The 18,171-nt window shown below is 50.1% G+C and carries 16 protein-coding genes; 15 read left to right on the forward strand and 1 reads right to left on the reverse strand.

Translation table 11 applies throughout. The features are described from left to right. Positions 1–742 precede the first annotated feature (742 nt). The 14 genes from BKX96_RS11565 to kdsB all read left to right on the forward strand — a co-directional run bounded on the left by BKX96_RS11565 (position 743) and on the right by kdsB (position 16,203). Positions 743–1,006 (forward strand): hypothetical protein, encoded by a 264-nt coding sequence (locus tag BKX96_RS11565; protein WP_077183940.1) that lies wholly within the window; start codon positions 743–745, stop codon positions 1,004–1,006. 578 nt (positions 1,007–1,584) lie between these two features. Further along, positions 1,585–2,376 carry a CPBP family intramembrane glutamic endopeptidase gene (locus tag BKX96_RS11570; protein ID WP_077183941.1) on the forward strand — a complete coding sequence of 264 codons (792 nt, stop codon included), beginning with the start codon at positions 1,585–1,587 and terminating at the stop codon, positions 2,374–2,376. Between the two features lie 229 nt (positions 2,377–2,605). Next, the gene (locus BKX96_RS11575) at positions 2,606–3,400 is read left to right on the forward strand and encodes an ABC transporter permease (protein WP_077183943.1); all 795 of its coding nucleotides are present in this window, start codon (positions 2,606–2,608) and stop codon (positions 3,398–3,400) included. Positions 3,401–3,413: 13 nt separating this feature from the next. Then, entirely contained in the window at positions 3,414–4,067 is a 654-nt protein-coding gene (locus BKX96_RS11580) for an ABC transporter ATP-binding protein (protein ID WP_077183944.1), read from the forward strand. Between the two features lie 52 nt (positions 4,068–4,119). Continuing rightward, positions 4,120–5,226 (forward strand): KpsE/RkpR family capsule polysaccharide export protein, encoded by a 1,107-nt coding sequence (locus BKX96_RS11585; RefSeq protein WP_077183946.1) that lies wholly within the window; start codon positions 4,120–4,122, stop codon positions 5,224–5,226. A gap of 40 nt (positions 5,227–5,266) precedes the next feature. Next, entirely contained in the window at positions 5,267–6,331 is a 1,065-nt protein-coding gene (locus BKX96_RS11590) for a polysaccharide biosynthesis/export family protein (RefSeq protein ID WP_077183947.1), read from the forward strand. 33 nt (positions 6,332–6,364) lie between these two features. Beyond that, positions 6,365–7,792: a mannose-1-phosphate guanylyltransferase/mannose-6-phosphate isomerase gene (locus BKX96_RS11595; protein ID WP_077183948.1), complete on the forward strand. Its 1,428-nt coding sequence runs from the start codon at positions 6,365–6,367 to the stop codon at positions 7,790–7,792. Positions 7,793–7,829: 37 nt separating this feature from the next. Further along, complete coding sequence (locus tag BKX96_RS11600) at positions 7,830–8,891, forward strand: capsular polysaccharide export protein, LipB/KpsS family (RefSeq protein ID WP_077183949.1); 1,062 nt, start codon at positions 7,830–7,832, stop codon at positions 8,889–8,891. 143 nt (positions 8,892–9,034) lie between these two features. Continuing rightward, on the forward strand, positions 9,035–10,108 hold the full coding sequence (locus BKX96_RS11605) for a glycosyltransferase family 4 protein (protein WP_077183950.1): 1,074 nt from the start codon (positions 9,035–9,037) through the stop codon (positions 10,106–10,108). Between the two features lie 2 nt (positions 10,109–10,110). After that, positions 10,111–11,589: a hypothetical protein gene (locus tag BKX96_RS11610; protein ID WP_077183951.1), complete on the forward strand. Its 1,479-nt coding sequence runs from the start codon at positions 10,111–10,113 to the stop codon at positions 11,587–11,589. Beyond that, the gene (locus BKX96_RS11615) at positions 11,586–12,317 is read left to right on the forward strand and encodes a glycosyltransferase family 2 protein (protein WP_077183952.1); all 732 of its coding nucleotides are present in this window, start codon (positions 11,586–11,588) and stop codon (positions 12,315–12,317) included. The genes BKX96_RS11610 and BKX96_RS11615 overlap by 4 nt, the downstream gene beginning before the upstream one ends. Positions 12,318–12,423: 106 nt before the next feature. Beyond that, positions 12,424–14,004: a hypothetical protein gene (locus BKX96_RS11620; RefSeq protein ID WP_077183953.1), complete on the forward strand. Its 1,581-nt coding sequence runs from the start codon at positions 12,424–12,426 to the stop codon at positions 14,002–14,004. Positions 14,005–14,045: 41 nt separating this feature from the next. Beyond that, positions 14,046–14,885: a 3-deoxy-8-phosphooctulonate synthase gene (gene kdsA, locus BKX96_RS11625; protein ID WP_077183954.1), complete on the forward strand. Its 840-nt coding sequence runs from the start codon at positions 14,046–14,048 to the stop codon at positions 14,883–14,885. Positions 14,886–14,916: 31 nt separating this feature from the next. Then, entirely contained in the window at positions 14,917–16,203 is a 1,287-nt protein-coding gene (kdsB, locus tag BKX96_RS11630; protein WP_077183955.1) for a 3-deoxy-manno-octulosonate cytidylyltransferase, read from the forward strand. A gap of 242 nt (positions 16,204–16,445) precedes the next feature. On the opposite strand, the gene BKX96_RS11635 is transcribed toward kdsB, so the two are convergent. Then, a complete protein-coding gene (locus tag BKX96_RS11635; protein ID WP_077183957.1) occupies positions 16,446–16,694 on the reverse strand; it encodes a DUF1654 domain-containing protein in 249 nt (82 codons plus the stop codon). A gap of 201 nt (positions 16,695–16,895) precedes the next feature. Here BKX96_RS11635 and BKX96_RS32225 point away from each other — a divergent pair, with 201 nt between their 5' ends. Then, positions 16,896–18,071, forward strand: a complete 1,176-nt coding sequence (locus BKX96_RS32225) for a hypothetical protein (RefSeq protein ID WP_143512419.1) — start codon at positions 16,896–16,898, stop codon at positions 18,069–18,071. Positions 18,072–18,171 lie beyond the last annotated feature (100 nt).

The raw sequence follows: 18,171 nt of genomic DNA on the forward strand, positions 1-18,171 counted from the left end.
GGCTGTAAGTGTTGGTGCTTCAGGTGCCGTTGCTTCGGTGACGGCGCCTAAAGCCCTCCTTCAACCTGCCCAACTTGTAGGAGCCAGGTTTGCTGACGAAGGCATCCCCACAGCCAACTCATCACTCACGAATGTACCCAATCCACTGTAGGAGCGAGCTTGCTCGCGAAGGCGGCCTGACAGCCAACCCATCACTTACGAATGTACCCGATCAACTGTGGGAGATTCTATGCTGCAGGGGAACCCTGCAGCCTTAAATCCGGCTGGTATTCGCTCCGGCCTCTCGACGGGGCAAGAAAATCAAAAGCTAAAGCAAAAGCGAGGCGGCCAACCGGCCGGCCTGATCTGGACCCGTACGCGTTACCCCTTGTAGGAGCCGGCGTGCTGGCGATGGCGGCCTTATAGCCAACCAATCGCTCACGGATGTACTCAATCCACTGTGGGAGCCAGCCTGCTGGCGAAGGCGGCCCGACAGCCAACCCATCTCTCGCGGCTGTACCCGATCTACTGTAGGAGCTGGCTTGCCAGCGAAAGCGCCCCAACAGCCGGAGAGAATCTCTCAACTGATCAACCCGAGACAGAACGCCCACGCTGCTCATCGAACCGCCCAATACCTCAACCGAAAACGACCATCCAAGATCCACGACCAACTCATTAGCTCAAGAAACGAAGCCCCCTGCCGATAATCAGGGCAATACGCTGTGGTAGGGTATTTTAAAATTTGTCGGTACGGGTTTAGCGTATGAAAGAGATTTATCTATTGATCGAGCACGGTATCGATCAAGGCGAAGTGTACGTTCTTGGTTGGTTCGATGATGAGAACAGGGCGAAGGAAGTCGCCGAAGAAAAAGAGTGGGAAGCGTACCGTGATAGCTTGAAAACTGGACACGCCTGGTCAAATCACAAGCCATTGGCGCCAGACCAAACCAAATACCGTCGATTCTGGGTCAAAGAGGTTTCCAGGTTTGAACGCGTTCCCGTCCCAAGGTCCTCGGCCGTTCATTGAGCCTCGGCGCTGTTGCGCCTCAACAGCGCAGTCACCACGCTTGGCGAACAAGCAAAAGCAAGGCGCCTACTGGCCAACCTGATTTCGAATGCATTCAGGCCCCTGTAGGAGCTGGCTTGCCAGCGAAGACGGCCGCCCAGTCGACAGATCTGCCAACAGGCGCGCAGCTTTGAAGGGAACAGCACCACGCACAAAATTCCGTATTGGCGGGAGGACCACATCCCTGTGCTCAGTGTTAGCGCTATTGAAAGGACCAGTACCTGGTCAAACCGCAACTAGTACTCGGTGTCGCCTTCAACTTTGAAATGCATGACCCACCCCCTTAACGAAGTAACAAGGGTCATAAGAGGCATCAACATCAACAACGTCACAGTGATCACGGACCAACTTGTCATATGCTTCCCCTTTTTCCAGCAGGATTTGGCAGAGCACCTTTCCAAAAAATGTCAGGTACCTTTGAACATAGTCACACAGTCAGTTTTACGCACTAAAACACAGCACCACAATTGCAGACGCACGGCCATATCTGCCTAAATGCCCCACATTAAAGCGAGCTCACCTGAAACAAGGAAACGTTAATGCTCGTAATGCCTTGGCCATACCTGACACTCCTCTCTGCCGGCTACGTCTTGGCACTCACCTACGGGCAAATCGCCGCTCAGGCCAGCCTTCCAATCATCCTGCTGCTGCTCGCCGGATTCGCCGTCCAGCAACAACACATCCGCTACGTCCGCTATCTTGGCCACGCCCTGTTCATCCTCCTGGCGCTCACCCTGGCACTGCATTGGTGGCCTGGGTTTCACAACGCCAGGATGATCGACCAGGAACGCTTCACCGAGAACGCCGTACCCTTCTCGATGAACCTCAATCTGGATAAACCGCTGATAGGCTTCTGGCTGTTACTCGCATGCCCATGGATCATCGGCCGCCACTCGTTGATGCAAGCATTAAAGGCAGGCGCCCTCGCCCTGAGCCTGACGGCAATCGTCACGCTGGGAAGCGCATGGCTACTGGGGATAGTCGAGTGGTCACCAAAATGGCCGCCGCAGACGTGGCTGTGGATAAACAACAACCTGCTGTTGGTGACACTGGTAGAGGAAGCGCTGTTTCGGGGTTACCTGCAGGGAGGCCTGAGCCGTCGCCTCCAGCATCTGCCCTACGGCGAACACCTCGCTCTGCTGATCGCTGCGCTCCTGTTCGGGCTGGCCCATTGGGGTGCCGGTTGGCAATGGATTTTGCTGGCGACTCTGGCGGGTATCGGCTACGGACTGGCCTATCGATTCGGTGGACTGGCGGCCGCCATCACCACTCACTTTGGAATTAATTTGCTGCACTTCGGTTTATTCACTTACCCAATGATGGCCACATGAGCCATCATTCGTCGATCGCTATCCGAGCGGTCACACCCGTCAAAATGCCCTCCCCGATGGCAAATACAGCCGGTTATCGGTAGGGAACTATGCAGCTTGACTCCTGTCAGGCCGAGCGTTTAACCTCCCGCCCCACGAATGGAAGCGATTTGCCCTACATTGGCAGATAGTCCTCTGAATATGAATTCAAGCAACGCGTTTATCGCGGTGTTGTGCTGTGCGGTAAATCATGTTGAAGCCCCGCTCCTCCCTGCAAATCAAAAAGTCCGTCATATTCGCCCTGGTGTTGCGCGAAGCACGCGCGCGCATAGGCGCAAGTCGCATGGGCGCGGTATGGACGCTACTTGAGCCGATTGCCCACCTTTTGATCTTGAGTACGTTGTTCGCTCTGATTCGCGGCAGAACGGTAGTCGGGCTCGAATTTCCAGTGTTCGTCCTGGTTGGACTCGCGCCCTTTCTGCTGTTTCGCAACACGGCGTTACGTTTGATGGACAGCCCCAAGGAAAACCGCTCGCTGTTTGCCTACAAGCAGATCAAACCCCTCGACACCTTTATCGCCCGCGTCCTGGTGGAATTCAGCATTTCCGCCCTGGTCTACGCCATCCTGGTATTTGGCTTTGCCTGGTATGGTTTCGACATGTCGGTCAAGGCACCTATCCAATGGGTACTGACTATCCTGCTGGGCCTACTGTTTGCCTTCGGGCTGGGCATGCTGCTGGCCTTGATTGCCCATGCGATTCCGGGCGCCAAGATATTCATCCGCATGATGTTCTTCCCGCTGTATTTCATTTCCGGCGTGCTGATACCCGCGGCCTATCTGCCTCACGCGATGCTGCCTCTGTTATTGCTCAACCCATTCCTGCACTTGCTGGAACTGATCCGCGCCGAGATCTTCCCCTACTACGTGCCCGTCGATGGCGTCTCTATTGAGTACGTAGTCGCTGTCACCCTGGTTTTGCTGTTCGTATCGCTCGGCACGTACCGGGTTCGTCGACTGCATTTGATCTCCACCAAGAACGGCTAACCGCAGGCTTACCGTGTTCGAGCTCAGAAATATCACCAAGTCGTACCTGACCCCCAAAGGGCGTCGCCATGTTTTCCGCGACCTGTCGCTGAAAATCCCCGCCGACAAGAACATCGGCCTGATCGGGCGCAATGGCGCAGGCAAATCGACCCTGGTTCGCCTGTTGGGTGGCGCCGATGTGCCGGACTCCGGCACCATTGCCACCAACAAGAGCATCTCCTGGCCCGTCGGTTTGTCCGGTGGCTTCCAGGGCAGCATGACCGGACGCGAAAACATCAAGTTCGTCAGCCGCGTCTACGGTGCGGTCGGCGACGCCATGCGCGCAAAGGTTGCCTACGTCGAAGACTTTGCCGAGATCGGCAGCTGGATCGACGAACCTGTCAAGACCTACTCCTCCGGCATGCGTTCGCGCCTGGCGTTCGGCCTGAGCATGGCCTTCGACTTCGACTACTACCTGATCGACGAAGTGATGTCGGTGGGTGATGCCCAGTTCAGGCGTAAATGTGCCGACGTGTTCGAAGAGCGGCTGAAGAAGTCCAAAGTGGTGCTGGTTTCCCACAGCATGCCCGAAATCCAAAAGCTCTGTGACGTCGTGTTGCTTGTGCGCGATGGCGGTATCCAGATTTACGACGACGTCGCCGAAGGCATCAAAGCCTACAACACCTGACCACACCCCCCCTTATATCGCAGCACCGTTCCACTTCAAGGATGCATCACATATGAGCAGTACGGGTAAACTCAAGGGCTGGCGCCTGGCAATTGGCCTGGTGGTCCTGCCACTGGCCTTGGCGGCCATCTACTACGGTATTTTCGCCGTCGACCGTTATGTCAGCTCCGCCCAGGTGGTGGTCCGCCAGGATGGCGGCAACCAGAACGCCGCAATGCCTGGGCTGGCCACCTTGCTGACCGGCACCAACCCAGCCTCCCGAGAGGAAACCCTCTACCTGCGCGAATACATTGTGTCGATGGACATGATGTTGCTGCTGGAAGAACGCCTGCACTGGATCGAGCAATATGCCGCCCAGCGCCATGACATTTTCTTCTGGCTGGACAAAGATGCCGAGCGCGAGGACCTACTCGAGTACTACCAGCGCATGGTTTCCGCCCACTACGACGAAACCACCGGCCTGCTACGTGTCGAGGTGCAAGCCTTTACCCCGGAATTGTCGGAGCAGATGCTGCGCGCCATCCTTGAAGCCAGTGAACACTTCGTCAACGAAGTCAGCCACAGCATTGCCCGCGAGCAAATGAATTTCGCCACGGGCGAGCTGCAAACGGCGCGCACAAACTATGCCGAGCGCAAAACCGAACTCATCGACTTCCAGAATGACAACAAGGTCCTGGATGGCGGCAACACCGCGCAAAGCCGAGCCACCATCATTGCCGACCTCGAAGGCCAGTACACCAAAGAACAGGCCGTGCTCACCGAAATGCTCTACAAGCTGCGGCCTGATTCGCCGCAGGTCAAACAGCAAAAGCAGAAGGTCAGCGCCATCACCCAGCAACTGGCCAAGGAAAAACGCCTGTTGGTCTCGTCGCCCGACGGCTCCCAGCTGAACGTTGTCGCCTCGCGCTTCCAGCAGTTGACCCTGGACGCCGGCATCGCTGAAGAGAGCTATAAAACCGCAGTCGCCGCCCTCGACAACGCCCGCATCGAAGCCAGCAAGAAAATCCGCACACTGGTCACCGTGGTCAGCCCGAACACGCCGCAGCTGGCTATCTATCCAGAGCGCATCTACAACCTGATTACCATTTTGCTGGCACTGCTGCTGCTCTACGGCATCACCCGCTTCCTAATTGCATCGATCGAGGATCATCGTGATTAAATCCATTACTGGCCTGCCCCTTCGCCCCCTGAATGTGAGCATGCGAAACAGCGCTGTAGCGGGTTTGATGCTAGCGGCCCTGACCCTGACAGGGTGCGGCGGCACGTTGTCCGGCGCCGGCCCTTACAAGGGCGATATCGAAAGCAAAAACCAGCCGTACAACCTGGTCGAGATCAACGCCAGCACCATCGCCCCGTACATGCGCGGCGCAGTACGCCCAGTGCAGTCGAGCATCGCCAAGCCCGTCGCTCCCTCGGCGCGACTGATGGCCGGTGACACCCTCAGCGTGCTGATCACCGACAACGCACCGGAAGGCTCTGCGCTGTTTGCCCCGCTGTCCACTGGGGGCACCCAGCTCAAGACTCGTATCGACGACCAGGGAATGATCTCGCTACCTTACGTGGGCCGTCAATTCGTCGCCGGCATGACGCTCAACGAAGTTGAGAACATGATCCGAAAGCAGCTGAAGGGCGTTACCACCGACGTGCAGACCCACGTTGAACTGGTTGGCGACCTGTCGGGCTCGGTACTGGTAGCCGGTGCAGTCAAGTCCCCCGGCCGCTTCAGCACCCTGCAAGGCCCACTGACACTGCTTGATGCCGTCAACCAGGCTGGGGGTCCAGTAATGGAGCCCCATCTGGTCAACGTCACTGTCCGTACGGGCAGCCAGGTTCAGCAGTTCAACTATGAAGACGTATTAGCCGGCAACAACATGGTGCTGCGTCCTAACTCGGAAGTGGTGCTGGACCGTGCCCGTCAGCGCTTTGTCGCCATGGGCGCCGTTGGCGAGCCAGGCCTCAAAGATCTGCCAGCCCAGAACACCAGCTTGCTTGATGCACTGGGCAGCGTCGGCGGGCTGCGAGAAGCCAACGCGAACCCGGAAGGCGTATTCGTGTTCCGCATGGGTGAAGGCACCGACTCGAAACCGACAGTCCTGCGCTTGGATATGCGTGATCCGGCAGCCGTTTTCTACGCGCGCCAGATCATGATCAAACCGGATGACACCATCTATGTGACCAACGCAGCGATTTACGAATGGCAAAAAGTTATCTCGCCAATCGTACAGACCATGGTGTTGGGCCGCGCAGTTGGCGCTTACAAGTAACTTTTGAAATTTGATCAGCGATAGGGAAATTACATGATCCCAGTAATACTTTCTGGTGGCTCAGGCTCCAGACTCTGGCCGCTTTCGCGTGCAATGCACCCAAAGCAGTTCCTCACACTCAACGGCGACCAGTCGCTGTTCCAGGCGACGTTGTCGCGGCTGGCGGGCATCCAGGATGGACCGCTGACCCCGATTGTTGTGAGCAACGAAGACCACCGCTTCCTGGTGGCTGAGCAGTGCCGGGCACTGGGCATCAACCCTCAGGCTATTTTGCTCGAGCCGATCGGCCGCAACACCGCCCCCGCCATTGCCGCGGCGGTGGTGAAAGCCCTGGCGACAGGCAGGGACGAGTTGCTGCTGGTGTTACCGGCCGACCACGTGTTCGATGATCTGGATGCGCTACACAAGGCTTTTGCAGCAGGCACACCCGCAGCGCGTGACGGCCAGATAGTGACGTTCGGAATCGTTCCGAACAAAGCTGAAACAGGTTATGGCTACATTCGCGTCGCAGAGAAATCCGACGAAATTCAGGCTGTTCAAGAATTTGTTGAAAAACCGGACCTCGCCACTGCAGAGCAATACCTGGCTGATGGCCGGTATTACTGGAACAGCGGCATGTTCCTGTTCCAGGCATCAAGCATGCTCGCTCAACTGGAAGAACACGCCCCGCAAGTTCTTAATGCCGTACAGGCAGCGCTGAGAAATGCCAAGGAAGACCTGGACTTCACCCGCCTCGACACCATGGCCTTTGCAACCGCAGAAAACATTTCCATCGATTATGCCGTGATGGAGCGATCCAACCAGGTGTCAGTGGTCCCCCTGGACGCCGGGTGGAACGACGTAGGTTCATGGTCGGCGGTCTGGGAAATTGCCGAAAAGGACTCCCAGGGCAATGCCTCCCGCGGCGACGTCATGCTCGAAGCAACCCGCAATGCCTATGTTCATGCTGAGCATCGCATGGTGTCCGTACTGGGCCTGGATGACGTTATTGTGGTCGAAACCGCAGACGCGGTAATGGTCGCGGCCAAAGACAAGGCGCAAGACGTAAAACTGCTGGTTGATCGCATCAAACAAAGTGCGCGCACTGAAGCGACCAATCACCGCAAGGTATACCGTCCATGGGGAGCCTACGACTCCATTGACCACGGTCCGCGTTATCAGGTGAAGCGCATCACGGTTGCACCAGGGCAAAAGCTCTCGGTACAGATGCACCATCACCGCGCAGAGCACTGGATTGTTGTGACTGGCACGGCACAAGTATCGATTGGTGATGAGCAGATACTGCTTTCCGAGAATCAGTCGACCTACATCCCCATAGGCGTCGTACACGCACTTGAGAATCCGGGGAAAATCCCTCTGGAGATGATCGAAGTCCAATCGGGCGCTTACTTGGGTGAGGATGATATCGTGAGATTTGAAGATCGATATGGCCGTGTATCAGAACCAATGACAGTTGCGTAACAAGTTAAATCAACCCCCAACATATGGAAATATTGAAATGAGAAATGGCGTTTTTGAGATTTTGGCTCTTGGGGATCGGTTCTCAGCCGCTTATAAAAGTATCGAATCTACCATTAGTGAGTTCGGTACTATCACGTTCCGCGAAGAAGGTTCATTTCAGAAAGCCGACGAGGCGATCACCTTCATACGCAACTCCTCCTTTGATATGGTGATAATGCCAAACCCTTACGGCAATGAACGCCGTCGTTGGATTTATACACATTTAAAAACTTTGGGTTTCCCCGTTTTAGTTTTTGACCGAGGCGCACTTCCAGGCTCGTGGTTCTTCGACTTCGGCTTCAACGCCGACAGCGCTACCTATCACCCACTCACCTGGGATAAACCTCTGAATGAAGATGAAAAGGAAGCGGTAACCGCTTATATCGAAGAAGCGAAAACACATGCTCCGCTTGAAAATCAAGCACCAGCAATCGGTGGATCACAACTTAAAGAGGATCTGGGATTAACGGGCAAAAAAGTTCTTTTTGTTCCATTTCAACGCCCCTCCGATACCACAATTAAATTCTTCAGCGGTCAAGTCGGAAGTTTCGAAAACTTTGTGAAACTTGTGTCGAAGACAAAAAATCTGCTCCAACAGCATTCAGACGAATGGGTGATCGTTGCCAAAAAACACCCTCTTGAACAAAATCGTCCATCGGCTGACGTCATGTATGTTGATGATGACACCCATATCCACGATCTCATTGAAATGTCAGAGGCGGTATTATTGGTTAACAGTGGCGTGGGCGTAATTTCCGCACTGTTCAACAAACCAGTTCTGCACGCCGGAAATGCCTTTTATTCGCACCCAAACATCAACCACAGCGTAAATAGTGCTGAGGATGTCGCCTACTGGCTTCATAGCGGCTTTAAGCCCTGCGAAAACACCCGCAACCGGTTTATTCACCACCTGGTAAACAATGTTTATTCGTTCGGCAAATTCGAAACTGAACTAGTTCAACAAAAGGACGGTTCCTATAGAAATATCACGCGCAAAATTCACTTTGACAAAGTGAATGTACCTCTAGAGCTGAAAAAAAAAAGAACATACTCTTTGTAAGTCCTGTAATCCCGATTCCTATTAATCGGGGAAGTGCGCACCGCACTGACCAAATGATCAGAGCGTTACTCGACTGCGGGCATCGAGTAACGCTTTTGATTCTAAATCAAAGCGAGGAGAAAACCTCTTCAAACGATCTTAAGATGCGCCTCGAAACGCATTATCAAAACATAAACTTAAGTGTTAGCGTACGCCGACATCCAAACTACGTAAAAAAAGAAAATACGTTCTTTAACCGCCTAGATAGCAAATATAAAATTCTGCAACACTTCTCAGAGCTCACCTATCACGACGCCTTGATTAACAACAGCAAAATGCTGCCTGATAACTTCAAGAAAATCATTATGAGCAGCCTGAACTCTAACGAATTCGATTTCGCATGGTTCAACTACATGAAGGTAAAACCTTCAAACCTTAAAACCAATACAAAAATCATTGTCGACATGCACGACATGCAATCCGCTCGCGTAGAAGTGGATGTGCTTCCAGAGCTTCGCCCTTCGCGTAGAAAAAAATATCTGAAAAAATTCATTGCAAGCGAACTTAAAGAAATCAACAACTGCGATATAGCTGTATCCATTTCACCCGCAGAAACAGATTCGATCCAGGAAATATATAAACCAAAAGCAAAACTTGTGACGCTGAAGGCCACAGACGACCCAAGATTTGTACTTTCCTCGAAGTTCAAATATGACATTACTTTCATTGGATCCAATTCCGCGCCTAACGTTGACGGTCTTGCTTGGTTTATCACCGATGTTTTGCCTGTAATTCTCTCAAAGAACACTAGAGCAAAATTCTTGATTCAGGGAAATATCAATAGAAACAGAAAAATCAAAGAAGCCATTGCCAAATCAAGCTTCCCGCACAGAATTATTCAGCAAGGTTTTGTAGAATCACTTACTCCTATTTATGAATCATCTAGAGTAATCGTTTGCCCGATTCGCTACGGCACCGGAATGAAAATCAAGGTCGTTGAAGGGATGGCATACGGCAAAGCACTCGTCGGAACACCCGTTGCTTTTGAAGGGATAGATATAAGCCACGGACTGATCTGTGAGTCGGAACCAGAAAGCTTTGCTTACGCCGTGCTTAAACTTCTAGAGAATGATGCAGCCAGATCTGCCGCTCAAAAAGTATCGCAATTAACTTTTTCCGAGCAACATTCTTATACTGCGCTGACTGCGGAAATCGAAAAGATGCTTTTGGAAGCCTGAAAATGAGAATTGCAATCTGTGTATCTGGCCACCTTAGAAACCTAAGTGAAGATAACCAGCTTGTCGCGCTCATAAAAAAGACTAGTGCTGATGTATTTATCAGCACTTGGAATGACATCGAGGCGACCTCTGCATATGATCGCTTCTTCCCGAGCGCTTCCATTGCAGAACTGATTATTGGTCTAGACGAAAATCAAAAATATAACTACGACATCAAAAAATTCAAAAGAAACTATCCAGCGCTTCACAAACTGTTCTACGATAACAAGAAAATTGATAAAGACTTAGTAACCTCACTAATACCAAACATCAAAGCAATACACATAGAAGAATCAATAATTGATTTCGAAATCAATCGGACTTTAAATGGCATTACTTATCCTGCAGACCTTCTTGACGCAATGCCAGAGCGATATATGTTTTCGCTCCCAATGTTTTATAAAATTCACGATTCAAACGAACTAAAGAAAAATTATGAATCTCAAAACAACTTTAAATACGACATTGTAATTAGAGCCCGAACAGACATTGACTTTAACAACCTAGAAGAAATAATTTCAAGTGTAAAACGAGAACATTCCGACAATGAAATCAGCACTATTGCCGATGAAAGCTCTCTAAACGACGAGCTTTTCTTGAGTGATATTTTTGCGATCGGAAGTTCGCGAAGCATGGATGACTACGCCGAAATATTTACAATGCTCTCTGATTATTGGAACCTTGCCAAGCATCCAAACTTAGCATATAGCAAGCGTTCCGCGGAACGCCTGCTAGGTTATCATGTCAAATTTATAAAAAATATAACCTGCAATTCCATAAACTCAAAAGCACTTGTATCTACTTCCGTTGCTCGAAAAAAAGTAGGAGAAGTTTTTCCTGCATTTATGATTGATATCACTGCAAAGCCTACTTTGTCATCTGGAGAGTCAAAAGCACACATGCTTATGGCTAACCTTTACTACAAAGAAAAGATGATTAGCGCTGATCTTCCTTCGAAAGAAAACATCCTCAAAGCACCTATAGAAAAAGTTTGGCTTCTAGCTAGCATCGCTAAATCTCATAACGATCTAATTACAGCGCTTCCTTTGTACGAAAAAGCACATCTCTATTTAAAAGATCACGATGCACGCCCGACCATCGATTATGCACTTACCCTATCAAAGTTAGGTAATTTAGACAAAGCCTTGGAAGCTCTACTTTCTGCATCAATAAAAAATAATAAAGATCATATTTTTTTAAGACATATAGGCACAACCTATCACCAAATAGCAAAATCATGCGCACAAGATAAAAAACATTTTTATTTAAATTTAGCCTGGATATATTTACAACAGTCATGCAAACTTGGAAATTTCTCAAATGAAATTACCTTGCGGGCAAGCATTGAAGTATGCAATACACTAAATAACACCATGGAAGTGAATGACCTAACCAAGAAAATTGAAACTCTCACCATGAAAAAAAACGGAATGCAAAATTGATTATTATACCCATGGCAGGGCTTAGCAGTCGCTTTTTCAATGCAGGATTCGACAAGCCAAAATACATGCTTGAGGTAGATGGCGTTTCCGTATTTTCCAAAGCAGTTCTTTCATTTAAGCACTATTTCAACAAAGAACCATTCATTTTCATTACAAGAAACATTTATAACACTAACCAATTCGTAACAAACGAACTACAAAAACTTGGCCTAGAAGACTACAGAATTATTACGCTTAACCATGAGACTAACGGCCAGGCAGAAACGGTCTTTCTCGCTACCCAAGAATTAGAATCCGACGAGCCGATTATTATATTTAACATTGACACATTCAGAAAAAACTATAGAAAACCTAAATTTATCGGTGAGTGCGACGGATATCTCGAAGTCTTTGACGGCCCTGGAAACCATTGGTCTTTTATTTTTCCAAAGGATTCTGAAACGGTGGCAAGAACGGCCGAAAAGGAACGCATATCCGATCTATGTAGCGACGGGCTTTATTATTTTAAAAGCAAAAATACTTTTGAAGAAGCATATTTAAATGCCGTCAGCACAAACTCATCGATAAACGGCGAATATTACGTTGCACCGCTATATAACAGATTAATTGAATCCGGAAAAATAGTTAAATTCATGAAAGTACACCCAAATGAAATCGAGTTCTGCGGAACCCCAAGTGAATATATAAACCTATTAAAAATATACGAAGAAGCAAAGCATGAAAAATAACTCGTATCAACCACACTTTAATAACAAACTACATCTCCGTTCTCTTAATTGTATCAGACATTTAAATATCATCTCTTGAAATACTAACATCGAAGAGCATCAAGGCATGATCATTATCAATTCAGCAGCATATACCACTCCTGAAATTCAAGCAGAATTTGGCAAGCTACCTCCTTGCCTGCTGCCTATTGGCAACAGAAAGCTACTCGAATATCAAGTTTCAATGCTGCGCAACACATATGATGAAAAGATAGTCGTATCCTTGCCTGAAAATTTCAAGATAACTATTGACGAACAGATGCTCTTTACTTCTTTAGAGATTGATTGTGTGTTTGTTCCGAGCGATCTTTCTTTAGCCCATGGCTTGCTCTATATTTTAGATACATTTGACCACGCCGACAAAGAGCCTTTGAGATTATTGCATGGCGATACATTTCTGGATGAAGTCCCGAAGAACTCCAATCTTATCGCTGTCGCTGCCTCTGACCCTGTTGTCGAAAACAAGCATGCATTGAAAGCGGAGCTCAACCAGTCTGGCTCTTCCTTACAGTGGTGCGGCTACTTTTCCTTTTCATCATCCGCAGATTTCATCAGCGCGCTGAGATTATCACAAGGTAACTTCAAGGAGGCAGTGCGTATCTACGCAGAACTGGTCGCATTAGAGTACCCAAAAATTATTGGTTGGTACGACCTTGGAGATGTGGAAACTTATTTCGTATCGCGCGCACAAATCACCACTCAACGAGTATTCAATTCTCTGCGCATTGAGAATGGAACCGTTAGGAAGTCGGGCACTCCACACATGAAGATTCTTGCCGAAACTGAATGGTTCAAACGACTTCCTAGCGCGCTAATACATTACACACCACAATTAATTGATAGCGGCATAGACATCGAAAGCGGCACCCCCTTTTATGTACTTGAGTACCTGCACCTCCCCCCTCTTAACGAGATTTTAGTGCATGGACGAAATCCGAATTCTTTCTGGAAAGAAATTTTTAATCTAATCAGTATTTTTTTTCGAGATACTCGTAACAGTTTTGCCAGCCTTAATAAAAACAATCAGACTGAAACTATTCAAATTGATGCGCGCAACTTATATGAAGACAAAACATTTTCTCGACTTGAAGAATTTGCCAAAAGCTCTGGCATTGATTTGAACGCACCTACTGCCTATGACAGACGAAAACTCCATAGTCTTCATCAGATTGCAAAAGATTGTATTTCCCGCACACTAGAGTTGCCGTTAATTCCAACAGTGCTTCACGGGGACTTTTGCTTCAGCAATATTCTTTATGACTCCCAACGCAGATCGATTAAAGTAATTGATCCACGTGGTTTGAACCAAAAACAGGAGCTGACAATTTTGGGAGATCAAAAATATGACCTTGCCAAGGTCTGTCATTCCGTTATAGGTCTATATGACTTCATATTCGCTGGGCGCTATCAAATCGAAAACAAGGAAAGTGAAGCTCAAAAAATCGTCTTTCGAGTTGATGAGCGATTGCTACGCATACAGGAGGCGTTCACCAAATCAAACCTTCTACCAGGCATCACCACCAAAGAAATCTTACCATTAACTGTATTATTGTTTCTGTCAATGCTGCCGCTACACGCGGACAGACCCGATCGACAGCAAGCAATGCTGATTAACGCTTTAAGGCTTTATACTGAATACCTAGATTGACCCGATAATATTTTCACACCTAGCTAAATGAGATATTTGCTTTGAAAATCACCCCAACCATCGAATGCTCCAACAACACCCCTTTCGTCCTGTTCGGCGGCATCAACGTCCTTGAATCCTTGGACTTGGCGCTCACCGCATGCGCCGAATACGTGCGCGTCACCGAGAAACTGGGCATTCCATACGTCTTCAAGGCCAGCTTCGACAAAGCCAACCGTTCCTCCATCCACTCCTATCGTGGCCCTGGCATGGAAGAAGGCCTGCGTATTTTCGAAGCGGTAAAGGCTGAATTCGGCGTACCGGTGATTACCGATGTCCACGAAATTTATCAGTGCGCACCTGTCGCCGAAGTGTGCGATGTGCTGCAACTGCCAGCATTCCTGGCCCGTCAGACCGATCTGGTAGTGGCTCTGGCCAAAACCGGCAAGCCAGTCAACATCAAGAAGCCTCAGTTCCTGAGCCCATCGCAAGTGCAGAACATCGTGCACAAGTTCAAGGAAGCCGGTAACGACCAACTGATCCTGTGCGATCGCGGCACGTGCCTAGGGTATGACAACCTGGTAGTAGATATGCTGGGCTTCGGTGTGATGAAGCGTACCTGCGCGAACCTGCCGATCATTTTCGACGTTACCCACGCACTGCAACAGCGTGATCCGTCGGGCGCAGCATCGGGTGGTCGCCGTGAGCAGGTCGTTGAACTGGCACGTGCCGGTATGGGTGTTGGCCTGGCCGGTCTGTTCCTGGAAGCTCACCCGAACCCGGATCAAGCCAAGTGCGATGGCCCAAGCGCACTGCCGCTGGATCAGCTGGAGCCGTTCCTGGCGCAGATCAAGGCACTGGATGACCTGGTCAAATCGTTCCCGCCACTGAACATTGCCTGAAGCCAAGTCTGTTGAAACAAGGATTGTGAACATGGCAAGTACAGAACAACGGGTCGCGATTGTCATTCCGGCCCGCTATGGCTCGACCCGCCTGCCGGGCAAGCCGCTGGCTGATATTGCCGGCAAGCCGATGGTGCAACACGTTTACGAACGCGCCCTGCAAGTCGGCAATGCTCATGTGGTGGTGATCGCCACCGACGACGAGCGCGTTGCAAAAGCGGTGCGGGCGTTCGGTGGGGAATGCGTGATGACCTCGCCGGATCACCCGTCCGGTACCGACCGCCTGGCCGAAGTCATGGCGCTGATCGACGCGGATATCTACATCAACCTGCAAGGCGATGAGCCGCTGGTGCGTCCAGCGGACATCGAGGCGCTGGCTGCGGGCATGCTCGCTGATGCGAACGTGAAGGTCGGTACTTTGTGCCACCCGATCGAAGCGCACGAAGCCGGCAACCCCAACACCGTAAAAGTGGTGTTGGCCAATAACGGGAACGCGTTGTACTTCAGCCGCTCGCCGATTCCGTACCCACGAGACGGCGAAGTCGCTCACTACCTCAAGCATGTCGGTGTCTATGGTTATCGTCGCGATGTGCTAGCCGACTACAGCAGCCTGCCTCAGCCGATGCTGGAGCATGCGGAGAAACTCGAGCAACTGAGGCTGATGGCCGCGGGTTATTGCATTCGGGCGTACCAGGTCGAACCGACCGGCCCGGGTGTGGACACCCCAGAATGCCTGGAGCAAGTGCGGGCGCTGATGAGCGGGCTGGCCCCTGCGCCACAACCGACTCTCAACGACATTCGCCTGGTGATTACCGATGTGGATGGCGTGCTCACTGACGGCGGCATCTACTACGACGCCACGGGTGAATGCCTGAAGCGTTTCCATGTGCGTGATGGCATGGGCATGCGGTTGCTGGAAGAAAACGGCGTGCGGGTGGCGGTGTTGTCAGGTCGTGATTCGGCAACGCTGCGCAAGCGCGTGGCTGACCTGGGCATTACCCTTTGCCAGTTCGGCGTGAAGGACAAGCAGGCGGCCTGCAACCAGTTGATGGCTGAAGCCGGTGTCAGCGCCGCGCAAACGGCGTGCATTGGTGACGACTGCATCGACCTTCCGGCCTTCGCGGCGTGTGCCCTGTCGTTTGCAGTCGCGGATGCGCCGGTGTACGTGAAAGCGGCGGCCACCCATGTACTGAATGCAGCGGGCGGTACCGGTGCGTTTCGTGAGGTGGCGGACAGTATTCTGTTTGCTCAGGGCAAGGACGCGGTACTGGGCACTGCTGCGGGTTATGCGCAGGTGATGGCGAAGATGGCGCAGTAAGCTGACGAGTCGCTCATCGCGGAGAGACACGGGGCCGATGTTGGCCCCGTTTTCATTGTCGCGCTTGCCATCGTTCAAGCGGTCGCGCATGGTCCCGGCCACGGCGATCTGGCCGATCAATCCCCCCAAGCCTCATCCCACAGCGTTTGGGCAAGGATGTCGCGATCCATTTCCATTTCATTCATCGCTTTTCTCCAGGCGAAAAAAAGCCCGCGCTTGGCGGACATTTAGAAAGCTACAACTCAATCTTGATCAGGCACATCCCAAAAAATCCTTACACCGTCATCGTCTTGAACTGTTACGTAGACTGAGTCGGTTTCGGAGATGGCGCTTACGATCTGCTCCCAATCATCAGAAGATTCGCCTTCCTCCTTGTAAATCGTCACTGCTTGGGCCTTTTGGGCAGCAGGGGCAATGATTTGCTTCTGAATCCGGGCAGCCAGCAATTCGAACGAACTGGGGATCTTTTGAATCTTGCTTCTTTTAGCCATGATCACTCTCAAATAACTGTATAAAAATACAGCCTACACGCTCATTATAAATCACGCAGGCTTCAGGGTGCAGGTTTGATTCTATGGGTCGATTTGAGTAGCTAACAAATTGCTCCCAACCAAAAATCAAGCTTTATTCTGATCAATCATGACGGCATAATCCCAGCCATTCTCATTTAGGTCTGCAAAGGGCTTTTGCACATGGACTGCGTCTTGCTTGGCGGTAGTAACTCTGTTCTGAAATTCGGAATTGGCTCAGGACTTGAAAGTAAAGTACAAACAAAAAGATTGGGTCTTGGTGCAACTTCTTGCATTCAGAATCTATATGAACTTGAAAGAAACAAAGAGCTAATACGGCACGCTAACTTTGTAGTAACAGAGTCAAATGTGAACGACTCTTTTTTTGCCGCCTCACCACAACTAAGCATTGAATCAATATCCACAGAGATTGATGAGTACTACAGAATATTGAGCATGACAAATAGGAATGTCTATGTTGTTATTCTCCCTGCCAATCACCATGCACCACATATGGAGCGAGTTGAATTCATAAACTCCATAAATGAGCGACACATTCTGAACTGCTTAGCACACGGTTTTAAGATTGTTAACCTCTCTGCAATCACAACTGAATTACCGGTTGCAGACGTAATGAATCTAATACCACATCCCAGACACTTGCACGAAGGTTTTCTGCACCAACTTGGAATAAATATTGCAAATCATGCCCAAACGAATCAATGCAACTTAAAACCAGTAGACCTAACAGGTCCATCATACACCATTATTGAAGCGTCGATGATTCAGCCTGGTGAAACAACTGAAAAAAAGAACTCTATTTTTCGTGAAGATGTAGCTTACTTAACAAACCCTAAGCGTCTCCCACCCCATACAGCAGGCTTGGAAATTATTGCGATTTCCGCTTGGTCAGACGGATACTCCTTAGTAAAAATCTCAAATAAAAATCACAGTATAGTCAAATGTTTCTCGAAGCTGTATTCTGTGTGGGAGCTTTCACAGCCGATAACTATTGACATAGACACGACTATCGAATCCGCATTTGACAACCCCGAACCCACCGATAAATCCAGACTCAGCAAGTACAACAAAGCAAACAAATGCCTTGAATTTGGCCTAATTGGACTTCTGGCCAAGAAAACACACTCTACTTGCTTTCTCCCTACAGCGGTTTATGACTACCTTGACATTGACATCTCAAAAGAGGTCAGTCCTTCAATAGCGCCTTACGTGAAAGCGTGTCACTCCTTCCTAGAAAATAGAAAACTTGTTCCACTTGAAACTTTCGAAGCCATGCACGAAAAATTGAAAAGAGTAGAAAACGAGCTAGCAACTTTGAAGTTAGAAACAACTGGTTAACCTTATTGGCGCCTAGCAATTTGCTAGGCGCCAATAAGCTTAACTTAACTTTCTTCTCCGATACTCTAGCTTTGAGACTTTACATCACGAAGCGAATGCA

Origin of the sequence: Pseudomonas putida (assembly GCF_001976065.1) — a bacterium.
Classification (GTDB): Bacteria; Pseudomonadota; Gammaproteobacteria; order Pseudomonadales; family Pseudomonadaceae; genus Aquipseudomonas; species Aquipseudomonas serbica.